This is a genomic window from Aeromonas sp. D3 (assembly GCF_027705025.1).
Taxonomy (GTDB): Bacteria; Pseudomonadota; Gammaproteobacteria; order Enterobacterales; family Aeromonadaceae; genus Aeromonas; species Aeromonas salmonicida.
The window spans coordinates 1-21,531 of the sequence record NZ_JAPDBE010000034.1; the positions used below are offsets into that span (position 1 = coordinate 1).

Here is a 21,531-nt window from a genome sequence, read left to right on the forward strand (position 1 = left end):
CAGCATCCACGCAAGAACAAAACGGCCATCAACATCGAATACATGAAAGCCAGCATCCGGGCCAAGGTGGAGCACCCGTTTCGCATCATCAAGCGACAGTTCGGCTTCGTGAAAGCCAGATACAAGGGAAGGTGCGAATAAGTCATATGGCACGAGAGCATTTACTGGTAACCCATTGATATTAAATGACTAAAATTTTCATTTTTTGTTCGTGGGATACTTGTTCGCACTTTCCCTAGATCTGTACACCTTTTTATAAAGACACCGGCCTTAAACCGGTGTCACGAAAAATAATTTACATGGAACTTCATGTGCATGAAATAACAGCCAGTTCTTTTCCATTCTGTGTGACTGAAATCTCTCCCTTTTCAGGAGATACATTGTAGCTAGTATTTTTATTTTTGAAAATAAACCTATCCCCAACTAAGGAGTAGTCGTTAAGAGATATTTCTTTTTTCTGCTTACCATAAGCATAAGTTATATCTCCTGAAAATGGAGAGTAACATAAATTCAAATAACGCCCTGACGTGGTCTTACAATAATAAAAAACGCGATCTCCACTGTCACAAATTTTGCTTCCGGTGCTTTCTGATAGTCCATCTATCTCAATATATCGCATTTTACTGTATAAGTAAGGCACTTCACTGTTTACATGAACATATGGGACATCTATTATTTTACTTATGATGGCAGAATCTTCATTTGCCACTCCTTCCAAATTTACCTTAGTAATATCATTACCTTTATTTATCTCACCAATACCACTTACTCGCTCCTCACCAGTGCTTGTAAATATAGATGCACTACCTATATAATTAAATTTCCCAGCAATATCAAAATAATATATCGCACTCACTTTAGGCCTATCCGCAACAACTGAAATTTTTATAATTCCATTACCGCTTACTTTTTTACATGAACTATTTTCCGATATAAAGGGTACCGTGAATGATTCTACCTCCCCATTATATTTTATAGAAAGTATGCTAATCGGTTCACCGTTTTCAATTTTAGTTTCAACTTGGTGAACTATCTCATCTGAACAGCCTTCAATAGCGTATACCCATGAAGGTACAAGACCACAAATAGTCAACAAAAAAAAGAGAGAAGGATTATTCATTAACAGACTCCAGATCTTGATTCGCTTTCCTAACCATTGAACCATCTTTATACGCGCTATACCATTTAGAGTCTTTAAGAGCACTTTCAGAAAACTCAAATTTTGAAAATTTCAATTTGGAAAAATCTACATTACTACAATCTATGCTCTTGCTTAATCTCAGCAGTGACTCATTTCGCTCTTTTACATGATTAAAACCACCATTTACAGCAATAGTTACTTTCAAGAAATCGTTATTTTTAGTGAAACCTCTTATATCGCCCCATGCCGAGCCAGAAACCCAATACCACACAGCAGAGTACACAGCATGATGGATTTTACTGGCAAGCATTTCGACCTTATCACTATTGATAGGCAACAAATCAATTGATGCTAAATATTTCTCGTAATTTTTTTTATGTGTTACCTGTATTAGTCCTCGACCATGATAGAAACTTCCACCACCATATTCGTCCCATTTAGATGGAGTGGTGCCGTCTTTATTCTTATATTCTTCCGTTGTTCTAAAAAAGTCAGCTTCAACAAGGCATTGAGCCAAAAAATGCATTTTATCAAGGCATGTTGAAACACCATAAAAATTCATGGCCGAATTAAGCTCTTTGAGGAAGACATCTGCAGAAATACTCGTAACACCAGCATATGAAGACCGTGAAAACAAACTTTCCACTGAAGCCTTCCCTTCGATTGCACTTTCTAAATGTTTCAGTTCAATATCTCGACCACACAAACACTGATTGCCATTTAGCCGTGAGAATGTTAATGGCTGAATATGCCAAACCTCCTTATCAAGCTTTAGCTTCGCTGCACTCTGCATCCACTCCAGCTTATCGATCCGCTGTTTTTCGTGATCAACCAGTTGGTCAAAATCGGGCAAGCCAACTTTGGCCATCAACTTATCCAGCCATAGATAACTGCTGGCAGAGGATTGTTCATACCATTCGCTGGGATGCTTGACGATGAGTTTGTGAAGTTGATCGGCATTACCGCTATTTTGTAGTGCAGCCTGGATCTCTTCACTGCTGAGTTCACCATTGCTATCTGTATCAAAGCTTTTTACCAGCTTGGTAAAGAATGTAGGAGGCGCATCTGGATCCAGATAACCATCTGAGCCAGTACCATCGACCTTCTTGAAACCAATTTTCAGCCAGTCATGCTGACTCAACAGCTCGATTTGCTCTTTTTTGACATATTTTCCTGACGAGACACAGACCCACTCCTGCTTGGTGGCGTCTTTTTCAAGCTTGGGTGATTCAACCAGCTCTTCCAGACTCTTGTCACCGGTCGCCGCCCAGAGATCTTTACCGTCCTGCTTTTTCTTCTCGTACAAGACGAGTTCCGCAGGGACCTTGGCATAGGTAGCGCCACCTTTTGTTCCCGCCTTGTTGGCCAGCACGTCGTCAAGCCGAGGATCCTGGGTGAACACCTCAAGATGGACTTGATGCTTGCTCTTTTTGCCTCCCATCAGAGAGCCCGGCGTTTCCACCAGACCGAGGTAACCTATGGTCTCCCCCGCCGCGATGGCCACGGGGGATGGCAACACATATAGCTCGCCGAGATGGGAGGGGGGAAGCGTATTTGCCTTGATAAATTCATCCTCGACGCACACCCAGGCGACACCGCAGCTACCTGGCGTCCCCTCAATATTCGGCATCACATAGTTGCATCTCGCCATCTTGCGTGCTTTGTCACCAATCCAATGGAATTCGAGTTGGTGGGCATCATACTGCAACTTGGTGTTCGCAGGCAGAGATACACTTCTGTCTCCCGCCATCAGACGACCTGTAGGTCCATTAAGAACAGGATCCGCACGACCAACCATATTGGTCAGCAGTTCAGCCTCTATCTGATCGAATAGCCAAGTAGGCACATTGGGCTTGATCACCTCGACGGCATCTGGGCTATTGGCGATCCAAACCGAGCTTCCCTCACTGACTAATACGCCGGCCTTCTCGGCCTCTTTTATCTGGGCATTGGAAAGCTTGCTCTTGATAATCACCTTGATGAAATCATACTCCTTGCCCCCGACATTCCCCTTCTGGGATGGCGCACTGCTGTCCATCTCCAGTTCGGTATCTTTGGGCAACGTGAAACGGGGCAAAGCGGCATCAACACGCTGCTGCTCGGCATCGGGATTGGCATGGGGAACGGAATTGCGCGCATTCCAACCCTTTTGCAGCACCAGCTTTTCGGCGCTTTGGTACTTATCCCAAGGCAGCAGATGCATATACAGCGAATAGAAGGTGAACTCGTTTTTCGCTTTAGTTTCTGCATTTATTTCACAATATTCGTGCTGTACCAGGCAGAAGCAGTTGGAATAACGTAGGGACTCACCCTGATATTCAGAGGTCAAGTAATCCTTCATCATCCGGAATGCCACCACCTTACCATCGGCAATGGCTCTGACGGGATACTTATCCTTGCACCAAGGGGCACTCTTGTCGCTGATATGAATGCCGCCATGCCACTTGTTGTGGTTGCCAAGTAGATAGTGACCCGATTGCTCGCCATTTATCAGCTCCGTTAGCGCCTTGACGTCCTTGAACTCTTCCCCTTTGGCTGTGAGGATGGGAAATGCAAACTTCATGCTGTTTCCTTATTCAGAAAAGAGGTAGAACGCGCCAGGCTTCTCTTCTTTCAAGAGTGCCTCCATCGCCTTCTCGGTGGCGATCGCTTTGACCAGCTCAACCAGCTCGGGAGCCTTGACCACTTCTACCCCCTTGGGCACCACGGGAGCCTTGCAACCCCAGCCGGAACCTGATCCTGCGCTGCCGCCTGCGTTGAGCTTGATGGCGGGGCCGACCAGCTTGATGCCGCTCGGGTCAACCTTCACAAAGCTGCCGCCCCTCTTGAGGGTGATCTCAGATCCCGCCTCCAGCACCAGCTTGTCGCCTACCTTGATATGCACCTCCTGGCCCGCCTCCACTAGGAGGGACTGGCCCAGTTTCTGGTGCATGGAGGCATCGACGGTCAGCGACAGGTCACCCTTGATATGGTCCCGCTTCTCCCCCTCCACGCTCAAATGGTCGTTGGCCTTGATGCGGGTGACTCGCTCATTGTCGATATCCCTATGCTCATCATGCTTGATGTGCCAGGCCGCATCATTTTCGATGAGTACGTTCAGGTCTTTCTGACCGTGGATGTAAATCTCTTCCTGCCCTGCCTGGTCTTCGAAACGCAGTTCGTTGAAGCCCTCACCCTGATGGGTTTCGGTACGCAGCACGGTACGGGTCTTGTTGGCAGGCAACTCGTAGGGCGGCCAATTGGTGGCGTGGAAGGTGCGACCGGTGACGATAGGCTGGTCGGGGTCCCCTTCCAGGAAAGAGACGATGACCTCGTGGCCGATGCGCGGAATGGCCATCATGCCGTACTGGCCACCCGCCCAACCCTGGCTCACCCGCACCCAGCAGGAACTCTGGTCGTTGGAGCTGCCATATCTGTCCCACGGGAATTGCAGCTTCACCCGGCCGTGTTCGTCGCAGTAAATCTCTTCCCCCTCGGGGCCCACCACGATGGCAATTTGCGGGCCGTCCACCATGGGCTTGTGAGGGGCTTGTGGGCTGCCAATCCGGGCACGCCAAGTGGTCGCAGCTTTGACCACCCCAAACTCGTTGTGGTAGACAGTCGGGCCGCTGCCCCCCTCCTCTTCCAGCGCCTGGGGCTGCAAACCGGTGTGGCTGATGCGCACGATTTGCCAGTCGGTATTCAGACTGCCGTTCGGATGCTCGGTCAGCGAAAAAAACTGGCCTGGCAGCAGGGCTGCACTGTTGGATTTGCCGCTGCCCGCCACTGCGTCATTGCGCAGCGCATCGAGCCTGTGCTGGGCAAACGCTTTGCCGCTGCCGTCCTGCTTGTAACGGCCCGGGTAGTCAAAGTGCTGATAAGTGTCGCGCTGATGCTCCAGTTCGCTGCCCACCTTCTTGTGGGAGAGACCGTAGGCTGGGGTTTTGAAGCTGTAGTCCTTGAGCTCCACATCAGAGGGGCGCACCGCTTCCCGGTAGTGGAACTGGCGTACATAGGGGCCTTGTTCCAACGAGCGGTTGCCGAGATTGAAAAAGAGCTCGGGGCCGGCGGTCAGCGCCGCCGCATCGTCGGCAAACACGATGCGGTGTTTACCCGCGTCGAATTCATGAAAATAGAAGAGCCCCTCTTCGGCGGCGAGCCGGTTGACGAAATCAAGGTCGGTTTCCCGGTACTGCACGCAGTATTCCCGCTTGGCGTGCTCATTCTTGAGGGCAAAGGCGTAATCGGTAATGCCGTGCTCTTGCAGCAGGATGGAGAGGATTTCATCGGGCTTCTGTGCCTGGAAGATGCGGGAGTTCTGGCGTAGCGAAAGCCGCCACAACGCTGGCTGCACCAGCAACTGGTAGCGGGTACGGCGAAAGCCGCTGTCACCTTGCGCAAAGTCACTGACCACACCACACACCCGCCGCTGCAACTCGCCGTTGTACCACACCAGGAGCTCACACGGCTGGTCCAGCACATCGGCAAAGTCGACATCCTGCTGGGGGCTGGCCAATTCCAATCGCAACTGGAACGGGCTATTCAGCGCCTCTTCCAGCGCAAACTCGGCCACCACGAAAGTGCTCTCGGGCAGCGCCCCTACCTTGACGGTAAATTGTAATCCTGTGCTGTCTGCCATAACGCTGTTCCTTATCCTGCCTGTCCGCTGCCCGAGCCAATCACAACGCCACCGCAACCGATGGCGGTACCGGTCACGGCGATGGGCTTGCCGTTGACCAGAACGGTGCCGACGCCACCCGAGATGCTGCGCGGATGGGGGGGATTATTGGGCTTGTCATGGGGCGCCAGCGGATCGCCCTGACGGGCCACCGGCTTGCCGTCGAGAAAGACGTCCGGGCTCGCGGCAATCACTGGGGATGGGTGAAAACCATCGTGGTCGGTGCCTATGTCACCGAGCAATGCAATAGAGGGACACATATGAACTCTCCGTATGGGCAAGGGAGCCACCCGAGGGACTCCCGCCATGCCTCGTGCTCACCGTCGTGACCATGGGCTCAGATACACTTGGGGTGGCTACCCAGCAGCCTTTGTGCCATGACAAAGACGCCAATAATACTGTTTTAAATCAGTCTATTAGCTTCATGTACCACAAGGCTGACAGGGGCTGCTGCAATAGTTTGCGCAAGACAGGGGGATCGCCAGGCCAGAGATTGCGTTGACAGTCGAACACACCATAAGGTACGCAACTTGTTGCTCAGTGCAGCATGATCAACTACCTGCGCTGCTCTGCTGCAACTGGTAGAGGCGGATGTTGAGTGCTTTCAGGTCATTTTCCAGACTCTTCAATTCGGCTGCCGTGACGGGCTCCTGGGATGCCTTTCTCGCCTCCAGTTCGCTCAGGCGCAGACTGAACGGTATATCCTGCATCAGGTTTTTCTGCACCTCATAGAGCTGGGACTTGAGATAGGAGATAGTCACCGTCTTGCGCTGGCGCTCCAGCTCCAGCAGCTGATCGAGCAAGGCATCGACACCGGCGCGAGCATCCAGATAGGTCGGTACGCTGATCACATCCCCCTGTTGACCTGCCAACGCCGTCTGCCACTGCTTGTCCAGCGCCTTGACCGCCAGCGAGTCGGGATAGAGCATCTGCAGCGAGTTGCGCAGCCCTTCCCCATAGCGATACCAGTAGAGCGGCGAGGTCTGCTCAAGCCGTCCCAGCTGGGCTTGATAACGGGACACCAGCTCGCTTTCCATGCCTTGCAGGGTCTGTTCGCCCAGTACGATGCGCGCTTGGCGGATATCGTCATAACTGAGAGCCCGTGGCAACTCGGCGGCCGGTTGCTGCAAGCGCTGGGCAGCCACGGCTTTCTCCTGCTGCAGATGCTGCCAACCCAGCCAGCTCATCACTGGCAGGGCACAACTGAGCAAACCGCAGCCAAACCAGAACCAGGCAGGGCGCTGCTTGCGGTGAGGTTCAATCTTGAGCACTGTGGGTTTGACCTGCCCCTTCTCGCGACCAATCAGTATGCTGCCCTGGGGCAGGTGTGGCGTGCTGGAAGAGGACACTGAAGAAGAAGGGCTGTCGTGCTCCATGTCGGACTTGAAGAACACCATGGGCGGGATCTGCAGCTCCTCTTTGAGACCGGGCTCATCGGAGACGATGACGATCTCGGTCTCGTCGAACAGATGGGTATACCCCTCGATGAAGTGCACCAGATTTTCGACCCGGGGAATGCGGCTCAAGCCCACGTTGTGCAGCTTCTCGCTGATAAGCTGCAACGCTCGCTCGCAGCGATAGACGAGGCGCTTGTCTTCGTGGCTGATCTGGTACTGGCGGATCACGTCGCTGATGCGGGCAATGAACCAGTCCAGCATTTCGATACGGGCTCGCTCCTGATGCACTGGTGGCCAAAAGCTCTCCCACTGGGTCACTATCAGGTTGGCCAGAAACTCGCACCCTTCGGTAAAGCCGTTCAGCCCTTGCAGGCGCGACCGCGCCAGGGTGAAGTAGATGGCGGTCTGCAGGTCCACCCCGTGCTTTTCAAAGATAAGGCTGGCGAGCCGATGGATCTTGAGCCAGTCCACCTCGGGGCGGGAGGCATGGCTGAGTTTGTTGATCTCGCTGCGCAGCGCCTCGTACTCCGGCAACATGCGGGGATCTCGCCCCACTTTCAGCGCCTGCTGACCTTGTTGATTCTGTGACATATCGGCTTCCAAAGCTTGAGAGGGCACACAGTGCCCCCACTTTATCAATAGAGAGACTCAGGCAATCTGAACTGACTGAACAGGCCGCCGGTGAAGGGATTTTGCGCGCTATCGGTATAGACGCGATAGGTCATGGAACCCTGATCCACCGGGAAGCGCACATCGAAGGTGGCCTCATTGACCTGGGTCAGCTCTCCCTTGTCCATCAGTCGGAACATGGCCCAAGGGCCGACGAAGCCTTCGCTGCGCGGTGAACGTTCCCTGGCTGCCGGCACCAGGGTGATCTTGCTCTCGGCACCGTCACGCATGGTGTTTGGCCACACCAACGGCACCTTGGTACGACGGCCATGGGCATACTCCAGCAACTGACCGTCCAGGTTCAGCACGCTGCGCCGCTTGTTGGCGGTGAGCTCTATGGGCTCGAAGGCGAACTGCACCTCCAGGTTGCCCTGCTGGGTGAAGAAGATCTGGCGGATACGAGCGGCTCTATCCAGCTGTTTCACCAGCTCGGTCTGGATAGGCGAGCTGAACTCACCCTCCATCAGGCCACTCTCCACCATGGGCTTGAGGTTGACCTGATAGAAGCTGTCCAGGGTGCCACCCGGCGCGAAGAAGCGCTCCATCTCGGACAGCGGCACATCCTTGGTTGAGCCCGGATCAAACGGATAACGACCGGCCAGCTGGCTGTTGAACGGTGCCAGTACCTTGTCCTGCCACTCTCGATTAAGGGACGACATGGCCAAGTCGATCACCAGACGAGAGCTCTGCTCGGAGAGCTGACCCACCCAGCGATCCAGCGGGGCCGGCAGGCTGCGGGCATATTGCTGCAGGGCGAACACGGGATCGGCGTACTTGTTGGTCAGACGCAGCTGCACCGCCTTGAGGGCGGACTGGCCCGGCTCGGTGGCGTTGACGATGAGTTCCAGGTAGTGCTGCAGCTCCACCAGCTTCTGATTGACCTCCTGGATAAGCGGCCCCTGCTCGCCACGACCGCCAAGGGCGGCATTGGTCGCCATGAAGGGACGGCCGATGCGGGCCGTGATGGCCTGCGCCGGATCCCCTTCCACATCCGATATCTTGCGGATCCGGGTGTTGTCATCCAACGAAGCCAGTACCCGCTGGAACGGCTGATCGTTGCCGGTAATGGCAGAGAGCACGTCCAGTGCCTGCTCCGGGCTTTCAAGGGTCTGCACGTCCAGATTGGTCAGCAGTTTTTGCCACTGGTTGACGTAATCGGTGACATAACGGTCATTGACCTGACGACCGATCTCCTTGCGATCGGCCTCGCTCAATTGACTCAGCCTGCGCTGACCCAGCACCCAGGCATCCATGGCGGTGAGATCAATCAACGCCTTGTCCTGCTTGAGGAAGAAGTCGTTGAAACCGGGCCAGGTCAACAGGCGTGGCACTTGCCCTGCATTGTCACTGCGCAGGGCAAAGACGGTGTCAAAGGTTGGCCCCACTTCGTCACGTACGTTGAGATCCGGCGGCAATACGTCATTCGCCTTCACCACCAGGTTCTGATAGACCCGCTGATACATGGGCAACTTGCCAAGCTCGCGCTGGGCGCCGTAGACAGGCTCCTTGAACGGTGCGAAGGCGATGATGGCGGCCTGATCACGTTCAGCCCTAGCACCATGCCAGTCGGTATGATCGAGGGCGTAATCCAGGTGCCCCATCAGTTGCTCCTGCACAGGGCCCTGCCCCGGGAAGGCGCGCTGCCAGCGGCTTGCCATGTACTGCTCCACCAGCTCCTTGTTGCGACCGGAGGCATCATCCAGCATCCGCATCACCCGCAGTATGGAGAGCTTCTCCTCGCTGCCGGCCGGCGCCTGATTGAGATCCTCCAGCAGCCCCTGCATCTGGGCTGGCAAAAAGCGCTGACCCAGCAGTTGTAGATAAGAGCCTTCCACATGAGGACCGATTTCGTCCCCCTGATAGAGACCCAGATCCGCCACCAGCGGCGTGCGTTCGCGGTAGTTGCCAAAGGCGAGGGTCGCCTCGCGGATGAGGTTCAGACGCGGCAACTGACTCACACCGAAGGCATGCTCATCGACGACCTCGTTGGTCTCCATGAAGGCTTGTGCCTTGGTCAACACGTTGCGACCGGCTTCTTCGTTGACCCGATAGAAGTAGTGCCAACCGCCGATCAGGGCCGCCGAAAAGAGTGACAGACAGCTGAGGCCGATAGCCATGCGCCGGCGGCGATAGAGGGTATGCAGCCGGTTCTCCCCGGCCAGGTGGGCCTCGGGGAAGATGATGGAGGAGAACAACTTGCGCACGAAATAGGTATTGGACTCCCCGCGCAGGGCCGAGTGAATGGGCTCTGGCAGGTTGTAGCGGCGGGAGGCCGCCTGGGCAAACGCATCGAACGGCACCCCTTGCTGATAGACGGAGCTGATATAGACGCCGCGCACCAGCAGTGGCTTGCTCTCCTCAATTTGCAGCGTCTCATCGAGCAGCGCAGTCACATAATCCTTCAGCCCCGCCAACTGACGCACGAACGAGAAAAGCGCGTTGCGCTGGGTGGCATCGAGTCGTGCCAGCATCAGTTCGGGCAGGTTCTGGTTGAGGTTGTCCACCCACTGATCCCAGAACAGGGCCAGATCCTGCTGCCAGGATTTTCCACGGCTGTCGGCCGGGTTGAAGGTCACCCCCAGCACGGCCTCGCGGGCCTCCTTGTCGAGCTGCTCATACACCACATCGAAACCGCGCAGCAGATCGAGCTTGGTAAAAGTGACATAGAGCGGCAACCGGGTATTCATGGTGGCCGACACCTCTTGCAGGCGAGAACGCATCAGCTGGGCATAAGCCTTGCGTTCGGCCACGCTGGCGCCGGAGAGCCAGGCCAGATCCACGGTCAGCACCAGGCCGTTGAGGGGCTGGCGGCGGCGGTGTTCGGAAAGCCAGTTCAGCAGGTGCAGCCAGAGCCGCTCGTGCTTGCGCGCCAGAGGATCGAGTTCCGGCTCGGATTGAGACAAGAGCTCACCGGCGGGATCCAGCATCACCGCCTGCTCCCCCAGCCAGCAATCGATCAGCTGCTCCTGCGCCACGTCCCTGAGCTCGGTATCGAGTCTGGGGTTGAGCTTGTTGGCCGGATTGGCTCTGTGGATCAGGCTGCTCTTGCCGCTGCCGGGTAGACCCAGCACCAGATACCAGGGCATGGCGTAGAGCGCCCCCTTGCCCAGGTGTTCGCCAAGGGCCTGCAACCAGCGATTGAGAAACAACGCCTGCTTGTCGATGAGCCCTTTCACCGGATCCTGCACCAGCACGGTTTCATGCTGACGCTCGGCCTTGAGTTGCTGCATCTTGCGCCACACCCGCCAGGAGAGGATCCCCAGCATCAGCCAGAGCCAGAGCAGGGTGAATACCACCCGCCCCCACAGCGGCTCGAACGGTTTGGCGCCGCGGATCTCGAGGCGAGGACCCAGCCACCACACCAGAATGAGGGCAAGTCCCCAGAGCACCACGCCGAGCAGGGGCCAGGAGGGTTTCAATTTCGGCAGCTGTTGCCGCAGAAAAGTAAAGATGGTTTTGAACATAAAATGTGATCCAACTCCGACTCAATGACTCATTTCGGCACTTATTTCGACAACGGGGCCGCATGGCTTTCCAGGCGACTGACCAGCCCGGGCTCCCATTGCGCCAATCCCAGGCGACTTGCCTCTTGCCACAAGTGTTGATAGTGCTGGCTAGCCAGCGAATTCATGCCTTCCTGCGCCAACAGCTCCGCCTGCACCAACTGGGCATGGAAGCGGGCTCTTGGCTCTTTCAACTGCGCCATCCTTTCATCGAGCAGGGTGAGGGCCGCAGCCACCCCCAGCTCCCCATGACGCAGGGCAACCTCTTCGGCCAGACTGGACTCCCCGTCCCCACCTGCACCACCCACCTTGGCGGGCTGCAACCAGCGGCTGCACTCGGGTGACAGGAAAGGACTGCCATCGCTGAAGGTGAGATCCCGCAGCGCCGGCAGACGCTGCAAGAAACCATCCAGTTCCTGCGCTATGGCCTGGGCAACGGTGCCAAACCCCAGCTTATGGGCCACTTCGGCCGAGAGCCGATGCCCCTCGAACCAGTAGGGCGCCAGGGTCAGGCTCTGTTCGATCCGCTGCCAGAGCGCCAGATCCGGCGCGGACCGCTCCAGTGTGGCCAGAGCGGCGCGGTACTCATCCACCATGTCCACCGACATGGGGGCCAGCTGGGTTTTATTGCCCTGAGCCGTCATGGGTGGCGTGGTGATCCCGGCCCAGATGGCGTGGCGACGCAGACGATAGCCCACCGCCGCTTCCGGCTGGCGCTCGATAAGCAACTCGGCCACCTTGAGCTGGGTCTGGCGCCAGGCACGATCGTTGGAGCTGTCAATCTCGACTCCGGAGCCCTTGCTGCTGCCACTGAGCACCATGGTTCCCGACATGCCGCTCGCACTGGCTGTGGCTGCAACAGTGCTGCTTGAAGGTTGGCCACCGGCATCTGCCTGGGCCTGGGCAACCTGCTGGCGCTGAGCCCGTTTCAGCCCCATCAACAAGGGATCGAGCAGCTCGCCCTTGTCCGGGCACTGGGCCAGCCAGCCAGCCTCCAGCTGCTCGGCCTGGGCCAGCAGCTGGGCCAGTTCAGCCGGCGAGGCGCTCTCGCTCACTCGCGGCAGAGCCCCTTCAAAGCGTTTGACGATCTGCACCATCAGCCGCTGTTTCTGGCTGGTATTACCGGGCCAGGCTTGCAGCCAGTAGGCCCGGATCCAGGACTCCAGCAAGCTGAGCGCAGCCCCCAGAGGGGTCGCCTTGGCCGGATGTTGCAGGCAGCGCAGCAGCTGGGCCAGCACCCGCATGTCCTTGGTGCGGCTCTCCAGCAAGCCAAGGCAGGCTTCGGCCACCGCATTGAGATCCACCTGGCTGTGGGCCAGAGAGCCCAGCTTGACCAGCTCAGTCTCCACGTAATCCCAGCGCGGCTCGTCGGCCAGCACGGCACCTTTGATCTGCTCTTCCGGCAAACTGGTGAGCAAGCGGGCACACCAGGGGTGTTGATAGCTCATGGCGCCCCCTACCAACGACACTGTTGGCGCAGGGGCTGCAGCGCCTCTTTCAAACCGCTGAGATCGACCCGGAGCAAGGCGCCGTTGTCGGCCTTCACCTGCAGCTCGCGATGACCTATCCAGCGCTTGAGCTCCTCGATGGCAGGCAAGCCACGGCCATATTCCAGCAGCAGGCCCTGATCCCGGATAAACCAGCTCTGGGCGTTGCGGCTGGGCTGGCCATCCAGTTCAATCTGTACCCGCTCACCAACCCAGGGAGCATCAAGCCTTAACCGGATATGGGTAATGCTGTCGACACAGCCTATGGCCAGGGTCGCCCCGCGCAAGGCTGGGCGAGTGAGGGTTTCGCTGCCACGCCCAGCATCGCTTTGCAGCAGGAAGGGAACACTCTCTGGCGTACGGGCCTGCTCCTGTGCCCAGATGGCCTGCCAGGCGGCAGACTTGGAGGCGCCACCCTCGCTCGTCTGGGCGAGGCCATTGCCAATGGCGTCGTAGCAGGCCAGCCGGATCAGCGGCGATGGCTCGCGGCGACACGCCTGCAAACTGGCCATGTCTTGTGGGGGTAATGTGCTGCCGGTCGCCAGCAACAGGGGCAATAGGCCAAGGGCGCTCATCAGTTCACCTCCAGTTTCTGGCACTTGTGATCCAGGGTGCGCTTGGGAATATTCAGGCTCTCGGCCACCAGCATGCGATTGCCCTGGAAGTAGCGCAGACGCGCCTCGATGACGGAAGCCTCATACTGCTGCATGGCCCGGCGCAGATCCCGAATGTGGTTGTAATCATCCATGGAACCGGGCAACTCGACGCAGACCCGCTCGCGCAGCTCGGGGGGCAGCGCCTCCAGCACCACCTCTTCCCCGTGACGGGTGTGGGCACAGGCGACCTCCAGCAGATTGCGCAGCTCGCGCACGTTGCCGGGGAAGTCATAACTTTGCAGCTGCTTCAAGAACTTGCGCTGCAACCCCGCCAGGGTCTTGCCATCCTGGGCGGCAAACTGGGCCATGAAGTGCTGGCACAGCAGGGGGATGTCATCCATGTGTTCCCGCAGGGGGGCGATGAGCAGCAGACACTGGCAGAGGCGGTGATAGAGATCGGCCCGGAACTGCCCCTCCTCCACATGGCGGGTGAGCGGCTGATGGGTCGCGGCGATGAGGCGAAAATCGGAGTGGCACTCCTGCTCTGCCCCGAGCGGCCGGTAACTGCGAGTCTCAAGCACCCGCAGCAGCTTGGCCTGCATGGCGGCGGGCATGTCGCCCACTTCATCCAGAAACAGGGTGCCGCCGTTGGCCTGGGCCACCAGCCCTGTCTTGTTGGACAGCGCGCCGGAGAAGGCTCCTTTCTGGTAACCGAACAGCTCGCTCTCGATGAGGTTCTCCGGAATGGCGGCGCAGTTGATGGCCACGAACGGCTTGGCGGCGCGATCCGAGCACTGGTGCACCAGCCGGGCGACCACCTCCTTGCCGCTGCCGGTCTCTCCCTGAATGAGCACGGTCAGCTTGTGCTGGCCCGCCAGGCTTATCTGCTCGCGCAGCCCGCGGATCACCGCCGACTGGCCGATCAACTGATCGCCCAGCAGCTTCTCATGCTGGCGCTGGCGCTCTCCCTCCCCCTTCATCTGGCGCAAGGAGTCGCGCAGCACGCTCTGATCCCGGCGGCTAAGCCCCAGATCACGGATAAGGGTCAGCTGGTTGCAGAACACCTGTGACAACTGGGCAAGCTCAGGGCGGGCCGCCCACTCTTGCAGCACCTCACCGCTGTCCATCATGGCCAGCACGGCGAATGGCTTGCCATTGCCATCATTAAGGGGAAAGGCATGCAGGCCGCACTGCTGACCCAGGTTGGCCAGCAGGGTGCGAAACGCGGCATGCTCGATGCGGGCGCCGCCGTGCAGGGAGTCCCAGGTGCGGGACTGCGCCTTGTGCAGCACATAGGCGAGCGGATGGGAAAAATCATCCACCGCCAGCGCCAGCGACACCGCCTGCCCCTTGACCCAGCCGCTGCATTCGAGCTGGCGCCCGCTCACATCCAGCATGCCCAGCAGTATCCCCTTGGGCTGAAAGCTGGCATTGAGGGTCGAGGTCCACCAGTGACACAGGTGCTGCTCATCACGCTGCTGGGTCAAGGCGAGGGCAAATGCGAGGGCTTGTTCCATGTTCAGCCCTCCACCTCGGCCACGAACTGGCGCTCGCTCACAGAGAAACGCACCCGCTTGATGGGCTCACCGGCCGAGAGGCGCTGCAGCAGTTGCAGGGAGACTGGCGGCAGCAGGGCACCGTCGATGACGGATTCCAGCATGCGGGCCCCGTTCTCGCTGCGATTGGCGCGGCGCAATATCTCCTCGGCCACCTCATCCTCCAGCACCACCTCGGCACCGAAACGCTCCTTGAGCAGCTTGACCAGTCGGTTGAGTTTGCCGCCCACAATCTGCACCAGGGTGTCGTGACCCAGCGGCAGATAGGGGATCACCTCCATCCGTGCCAGCAGGGCTGGCTTGAAGAAGGCGGCCAGCTCGGGATAGAGCGCATCCAGCAGAACTTCGGGCTGCTCGGCATGATCGACTATGGTCTGGAAGCCGAGGTTGGAGGTGAGGAAGAAGACCACGTTCTTGCAGTCGATGATGCGCCCTTCCCCATCCGCTAGCTCGCCCTTGTCGAACGCCTGATAGAAGAGGTTGAGCACGTCAGGATGGGCCTTCTCCACCTCGTCCAGCAGCACCACCGAATAGGGCTTCTGACGAATGGCTTCGGTCAGCACGCCCCCTTCGCCAAAGCCGACATAGCCGGGAGGCGAACCAATGAGGCGGGAGACTGTGTGCTTCTCCTGGTACTCGGACATGTTGATGGTGGTCAGATACTGGCGACCGCCAAACATCAGCTCGGCAATCTGCAGCACGGTTTCGGTCTTGCCGACCCCGCTCGGTCCCACCAGCAGGAAGGCCCCCAGCGGACGGCCCGGGCGGCGCAGGTCGGCGCGGGCGGTGAGCAGATGTTTGTGCAGATGGGCTACCGCCACATCCTGCCCCTTGATCAGCTCGCCCAGGTACTCCGGCAGCCGGGTCACCACGTCCAGCTCCCCCTGGGAGATGCGATTGAGGGGCACCCCGGTCCACTCGGCGATCACGGCCGCCACCTGGGTTTTGTCGACATGGGCCGAGACCAGCACCTCACCCTGTTGCAGCTCGGCCAGCTCGCGCTCAAGCCCGGCCAACTGCTCGGCGGCCGCTTGCGGATCCAGCGGCGCATCGGCGAGATCCAGCGCCTCTCTGGTCAGCATCTCATCCTGCTGATCGGCCAACAGGGCGGCGCGCAGCTCGACAATCTTATGCACCAGCCCCTGTTGTTGCTGCCACTTGGCTTCCTGCTCGCGCAGGGCATCACGGCTGGTCTGCTGGGCAGACTGCAGCTCGGCCAGTCGCTCTGTGTTGTCACCCAGCCCGATCAGGCTCTGGCGCTCCAGCTGGCGGATCTCCAGCTCACGCTGACGCAATGCGTTTTGCAGATGGCTGACGGCACGCGGCGGCGTAGTCAGGTTGATGGCCACCCGGGCACAGGCAGTGTCGAGCACGTCGATCGCCTTGTCCGGCAACTGACGGCCGGAGATGTAACGGGCGGAAAGCTGGGCGGCCGCTTGCAGCGCCTCTTCGTCGATCAGCACACCATGGGCCTTCTCGTAGATGCTGCGCAGGCCGCGCAGGATCACGGTAGCCTCATCGGCATTGGGCTCGCCCACCTTCACCAGCTGGAAGCGGCGCGAGAGGGCGGCATCTTTCTCCACGTATTTCTTGTACTCGCCCCAGGTAGTGGCGGCTATGGTGCGCAGCTCGCCCCGGGCCAGCGCCGGCTTGATGAGGTTGGAGACATCCAGCCCACCGGCCTGATTGCCAGCCCCGATCAGGGTGTGGGCCTCATCGATAAAGAGGATGACAGGACGCACCGCCTCCTTGACCTCCTGCATTACCCCCTTGAAGCGCTTCTCGAACTCCCCCTTGACCGAAGCACCGGCCTGCATGGCACCAAGGTCGAGCGTCATCAGCTCCACCTCGCGCAATTTTTCAGGCACCTGACCCGCCACGATGCGCAGCGCCAATCCCTCTATGAGTGCGCTCTTGCCGACACCTGCCTCCCCCACGACTATGGGGTTGTTCTTGCGGCGCCGCGACAGGATGTCGATCATGAGATCGATTTCGTGATCCCGACACAAAACCGGGTCCAGACGGCCCTGGCGTGCCTGCTCGGTCACGTTGATAGTAAAGCGGGCCAGCAGGCTGGCATCGGCTGGCAGGGCGGCCTGAGTTGAGGTGCCGTTTGTAGAAACCGTAACTTGGGTCTCGGCGGACTCTTTCACCCACTCGTCAAACTGCTGGCGCAACAGCTCGCGGTTGACGTTGGCCAGCAGCCGGGTCACAGAGCCTGGCAGGTAACGCTGGGGAGTCATCAAGAGCACCAGCAGCATGACGCCGCTGCGCAATTGGGCGTGCTGCAGCTCGGCGGAAGCCAGCAGCCAGCTGTCTTGCAACCACTCCACCAGGAGCGGCGAGAAGGAGGGGTAACCCTGGGCATAACCACTGTCTGCACCGGCAGGCTGGAGCAGGGTTTTGAGCTCGTCGACCCCGACGTCGGCCCGCTTGAGGATCTGGCGTACATCAGACAAGGGAGTATCCAGCATCTTGAGCAGCAGGTGCTCGATGCGGATCTCCGCCCCCTGATGGTTGACGCAGAGGGCCGCAGCCTCCTCCAGCATGTGACGACAGATGGGGTTGAGTCTTTCCACCAGTACGGGTAGCTCTATACGAATCAAGGCGTGCTCTCCTCAGAATAATTATTTTAATAATTCGCCCAGTTGACGCAGTACGTCCTGGGTCTGGTTATTGAGTTGGTGATGATAGAGGCCAAAGATAATGGCCAGGATCAGCGCGCCCCCCATGAACAGGCTGCGCAGGGAAATCTGCTTGCGCAGTCTGTAACGGGAAGCCTGACGACCGAGGTCGAGGTGAAAGACGCTGGGGGCTTCACCGCTTGTCTCGGGGGCCAGCTGCTTATGCAACTGTTTGACGATGCGCTCGAACTCGTCCCGCCCCTTGCTCATCACCTTGTAGCGCCCCTCGAAACCGAGACACAGGCACAGATAGATGAATTCCAGGATATCGCGATAACGCACCGGATCTTCCTGCAGACGGGCAAGCAGCACGAATACCTTCTCCCCGCCCCAGGTCTCGTTGTGAAAGCGCGTCAGCAAGGAGTGTTCCGACCATTCGCTCTGGCTACCCCAGTCGCGACCCATTACGGCCTCGTCGATGAAGGTGCAGAGGATGTAGCGAAACGACAACACCACACCGTTCTCGTAGCCCTGGGCCATCAGCTCCTGCTCTATGGCCTGGATCTCGGTCACCACCCGCTGATAGAGCTCCGGCACCCGGTCGTAGCGCGACAGCAGGCGCACCCGCTGCACCAGCCCCAGCAAGGGGGTTACCGCATCTATCATGGGGTTGATGCTCTGGCCGCGCAGGCGGAACCAGTAGTCCGAGTCCATGTCCAGCTGCTCGGCATGATCGAACAGCAGATCGCTGAGTTGCTCGTTCTTGATAATGTCCGTGGTCATCTCTGCTTGTTTCCTTGATGCGATCACTGGCTGCGAATGGCCCAGAGCTGCATGTCGAGCTCGGGGAAATCACCGGCAATGTGGAAGGCGAGCGTGTTGCTGACCGCCAGCATCTGCCAGGCCGGGCTTTGCCGATCGAGCTGGAAGTAGCTGTAACCGGCGTGATAGGGCAGCTGGCGCGGCGCCACCGGCAGCGGCAACAACGGAATGCCGGGCAGCTGCAGGCTGATGAGCTCGCGGATCTTGTCGCTGGAGGCAACCTTGGTCTGCTGCAGCAGTTGCTTGCGCAGCTGCTCCTGGGGCATGCGGGCACGCACCGCCAGCACGAAGTCGGCGCTTTGCATCAGCTCGCTCTCGTTGACCATGGCCACCATGACGCCGTACTGGTGCTTGCGCAGCTGGATGGAGACAGCCCGCGGCGACAGCACTGTGCTCAGTGCCTGACGCAGGGCCAGCATCACCGGCTCGAAACTCACCTGCTGATCGTCGTGACGATAGGCAGGAAACTCGGGCGGCAGACGGGACTCATCGGTGAAGGTCATCAGCTCGCCACAGATCTGCACCAGGGCCTCGTGCAACCGCTCCGGATGCAGGGTGCCAAGACGCGCCAGATGGGAAAGCTGGGGCTGAGCGCGGTTGAGCAGTTGCAACATCATGAACTCGGCCACATCGGCGACTCCCTGCTGACCGGGGGTGGCGATACGCTGGGAGAGGCTGCGAGCCCGCTCGGCCACGAGGCCAGCCGACTCGCCGAGGAAGCGCTTGAGGGTCGGGATGGCAGAGACGCTGATGCTGCAGGGCATGAAGTTGGGATCCAGCACCAGACCACCGTCCGGACGCTTGTCCAGAATGCGAGCGATGGCGAGCGAGGCATAGGCGCTGCGATCTTCGCGCTCCAGCATCAGCCGCAGGCTGACTCGCCCCACTTCCAGGGAGACAACATCCCCCCCTTCGCTGTGCAGGTCGCGCACATCGTGGCGATGGGCCTGCAAGCGGGTCGCGACCTGGCCGCCCTGATTGACTTCGTTGACCCCGTTCACCGAGAGCGGCAATGCCAGGTACACCTTCTGGTTGGCGACCGAGGCGTCGGTAATTTCCAGGGGCGCCGGCAGCACATCGTCATTGGGAATATTGAAGACGGTGCCATCGGGCAGTATGCCGGTGGCACCTACCAGGGCGATACGGCCAAACCCCAGGTAGTCCTCGTTGATGGCCAGCGACTGCAAGCCATAGAAATAGTCGCTGAGCGCACTCAGTCTGGCGTGCAGCGCATACTCTGAATGTCTTTGTTGTTGCTGGAAGTGCTGGGGCTTGATGAAGAGCCCCTCACGCCAGATAACCCGATTTCGACTCGACATGGTTATTCTTCTTCTTTTTGCAGTTCTACTTCATCCAGACGCAGATGAACCAGGATTTGATAGGCTCGTCCCATGCTCTTCACCTTGATGACCTTGCGCCACTCGGCGCTGTCCGGATCGGCATAACGCGCGATCACCCCGATGTAGCGGGTCTTCTCATCGAGCTTGATGGGCGGCAGATATTTGAACTGGCCTGGCAGCAGTGTGTAGTCCTGATGATCCAGGTAGTTCTTGCCAAGGGCCTTCTCCACATCCTCGGTCACCTGGTCGTAATCGGTGGCGAGCAGCTTGGAGTCTTCGGCCAGCAACACCACCTGGAACTCGATGGGTGCCGCCTCCCCGCTCTCGTTGGGATTGACATCCCGCTCGGCCAGCAGGCTCAGCCCCAGGGTGGTGGCTTGTTCATCATTGCTGCCCACCTGGATATCCGGATCCATCACCACATCGGCCATCTTGCCCATGGTGGTACAGCCTGCCAGGGCCAGCAGACAGGCCCCCAGCATCAGCGCACGTATCATCAAATCAGTCCCTGTTGCTGACGCACGGCCTGGTCGTATGCCTGGGCATAGACCTGATGGAACAGCTTGTCGAACCCCTGCTGACGGGCAGAAGTGAGCTCGCGATAGTAGTGCTGGTACATGTTCCAGGCCCAGCCTTCGTCGGCTACACCGGGGGCGCCGGTACGACGGTAGTGCTCGAAACGGCCAATCAGTGCCTCTGGCGAGAAGGCTTGCAATATGCTGTCCAGCGCCGCGCCAATGGCCTGCTGGTTCGCCACATGATGAATGCGCACATTGCGCAGGCTCTCGGCCACGGCCGCCGGCGCCGTCAGGTGCACCGGACTCTTCTGCTCGGCAAACATCACCGCCAGGGTCTCGTCATAGTCGAGGCCAAGGCGCAGCGGGTTGTCTTCGATGGGACGCAGGTGCTTGTCTGCCAGCGCCGCCTGATCGGTTTGCAACTGCAGCAGTCCTTCCACCATGGCGCGCACCGTTTTGCCCATCTCTTCGAGCATGTCGTGAGCCTGCTGGGTATCCTGCAACTGCAGGGACTGACCCAGGCCGCGCATCAAGGGGGTCAGCGCCACGTGGTCCACCCCCTCCAGCGGAGGGTGGTAATCGGGGTGATTCTCTATGGTGGGCATATCCAGAAATTCTTGGTTCATGGTGTTCTCGACAGCAGAAAAAGGGGCGAGGGATACGGCATCCATATCCGGTTGTGAACGCAGTGGTGACGGCTGGCGAGGATCCACCAGTGGGGTCAGCACCGAGCGTTCATGTTGCAGTGCCAGCAAGGGGTCGACGGCGAGGGCGCGTGGATCCTCCATGGCTTGACTGGTCTCCTCCCCGGCAAGCCACTCATCGAGCTGCTCGGAGGGCCGGTTGCCCAGCACCTGATGCAAGTTCTGCTCGGGGGAGATGGCCCCCAGATAGGCGCGCATCCGGAACGGACCGACGATCAGTTCGTCACCCTGCTCAAGATGTACCTTGCGGGCCCGCCCTATGGGCGAGGTCGCGCCGTTGATGTAGGTCTGACCGCTCAGATCGCACAGGCAGAAACGGCCATCGTTCAACTCGATCCGGGCGTGGGCCGGCATGACCGAGCCCAACCTGTCACGCAGTTGCCAGTCATCCTGCTCTGAGGCACCCAGAGTGCCCCCCATCTCGTCGAAGCGGTACTGCACCTGCTGGCTGCCATCGAGCTGTTCGCTGTTGAGCACCACCAGGGAAAGTTGCTGATTAAAATCGTCCACATTCACT

The 21,531-nt window shown here is 58.6% G+C and carries 14 protein-coding genes and 1 pseudogene; 1 reads left to right on the forward strand and 14 read right to left on the reverse strand.

The window, feature by feature from the left end:
• A pseudogene (locus OKC28_RS17190) lies at positions 1 to 129 on the forward strand (IS5/IS1182 family transposase); the annotation flags it as partial.
• Positions 130 to 307: 178 nt separating this feature from the next.
• Here the strand turns inward: OKC28_RS17190 and OKC28_RS17195 are convergent.
• The 14 genes from OKC28_RS17195 to tagH all read right to left on the reverse strand — a co-directional run bounded on the left by OKC28_RS17195 (position 308) and on the right by tagH (position 21,524).
• Positions 308 to 1,120 carry a hypothetical protein gene (locus OKC28_RS17195; protein WP_270690534.1) on the reverse strand — a complete coding sequence of 271 codons (813 nt, stop codon included), beginning with the start codon at positions 1,118 to 1,120 and terminating at the stop codon, positions 308 to 310.
• Complete coding sequence (locus tag OKC28_RS17200) at positions 1,113 to 3,704, reverse strand: hypothetical protein (RefSeq protein WP_270690536.1); 2,592 nt, start codon at positions 3,702 to 3,704, stop codon at positions 1,113 to 1,115. Before OKC28_RS17200 ends, OKC28_RS17195 begins: the two co-directional genes overlap by 8 nt.
• A 9-nt stretch (positions 3,705 to 3,713) precedes the next feature.
• Positions 3,714 to 5,759, reverse strand: a complete 2,046-nt coding sequence (gene tssI, locus OKC28_RS17205) for a type VI secretion system Vgr family protein (protein WP_270690539.1) — start codon at positions 5,757 to 5,759, stop codon at positions 3,714 to 3,716.
• A gap of 11 nt (positions 5,760 to 5,770) precedes the next feature.
• Positions 5,771 to 6,058: a type VI secretion system PAAR protein gene (locus OKC28_RS17210; protein ID WP_111588344.1), complete on the reverse strand. Its 288-nt coding sequence runs from the start codon at positions 6,056 to 6,058 to the stop codon at positions 5,771 to 5,773.
• Between the two features lie 291 nt (positions 6,059 to 6,349).
• Positions 6,350 to 7,786, reverse strand: a complete 1,437-nt coding sequence (locus tag OKC28_RS17215) for a VasL domain-containing protein (protein ID WP_265458241.1) — start codon at positions 7,784 to 7,786, stop codon at positions 6,350 to 6,352.
• Between the two features lie 44 nt (positions 7,787 to 7,830).
• Complete coding sequence (gene tssM, locus OKC28_RS17220; RefSeq protein ID WP_256688182.1) at positions 7,831 to 11,328, reverse strand: type VI secretion system membrane subunit TssM; 3,498 nt, start codon at positions 11,326 to 11,328, stop codon at positions 7,831 to 7,833.
• Between the two features lie 41 nt (positions 11,329 to 11,369).
• The gene (tssA, locus tag OKC28_RS17225) at positions 11,370 to 12,815 is read right to left on the reverse strand and encodes a type VI secretion system protein TssA (protein WP_256688181.1); all 1,446 of its coding nucleotides are present in this window, start codon (positions 12,813 to 12,815) and stop codon (positions 11,370 to 11,372) included.
• An 8-nt stretch (positions 12,816 to 12,823) separates the two neighbouring features.
• Entirely contained in the window at positions 12,824 to 13,429 is a 606-nt protein-coding gene (gene vasI / locus OKC28_RS17230) for a type VI secretion system-associated protein VasI (RefSeq protein WP_256688180.1), read from the reverse strand.
• Positions 13,429 to 14,967 (reverse strand): sigma-54 interaction domain-containing protein, encoded by a 1,539-nt coding sequence (locus tag OKC28_RS17235; protein ID WP_256688179.1) that lies wholly within the window; start codon positions 14,965 to 14,967, stop codon positions 13,429 to 13,431. Before OKC28_RS17235 ends, vasI begins: the two co-directional genes overlap by 1 nt.
• Before the next feature lie 2 nt (positions 14,968 to 14,969).
• Positions 14,970 to 17,612 (reverse strand): type VI secretion system ATPase TssH, encoded by a 2,643-nt coding sequence (tssH, locus tag OKC28_RS17240; protein ID WP_256688178.1) that lies wholly within the window; start codon positions 17,610 to 17,612, stop codon positions 14,970 to 14,972.
• 21 nt (positions 17,613 to 17,633) lie between these two features.
• A complete protein-coding gene (gene icmH, locus OKC28_RS17245) occupies positions 17,634 to 18,413 on the reverse strand; it encodes a type IVB secretion system protein IcmH/DotU (RefSeq protein ID WP_181455262.1) in 780 nt (259 codons plus the stop codon).
• A 23-nt stretch (positions 18,414 to 18,436) separates the two neighbouring features.
• Complete coding sequence (gene tssK / locus OKC28_RS17250; RefSeq protein ID WP_256688177.1) at positions 18,437 to 19,771, reverse strand: type VI secretion system baseplate subunit TssK; 1,335 nt, start codon at positions 19,769 to 19,771, stop codon at positions 18,437 to 18,439.
• A gap of 2 nt (positions 19,772 to 19,773) precedes the next feature.
• Positions 19,774 to 20,289 carry a type VI secretion system lipoprotein TssJ gene (tssJ, locus tag OKC28_RS17255; protein WP_059112429.1) on the reverse strand — a complete coding sequence of 172 codons (516 nt, stop codon included), beginning with the start codon at positions 20,287 to 20,289 and terminating at the stop codon, positions 19,774 to 19,776.
• Complete coding sequence (gene tagH, locus OKC28_RS17260; protein ID WP_159166141.1) at positions 20,289 to 21,524, reverse strand: type VI secretion system-associated FHA domain protein TagH; 1,236 nt, start codon at positions 21,522 to 21,524, stop codon at positions 20,289 to 20,291. Before tagH ends, tssJ begins: the two co-directional genes overlap by 1 nt.
• Between the last annotated feature and the right edge of the window lie 7 nt (positions 21,525 to 21,531).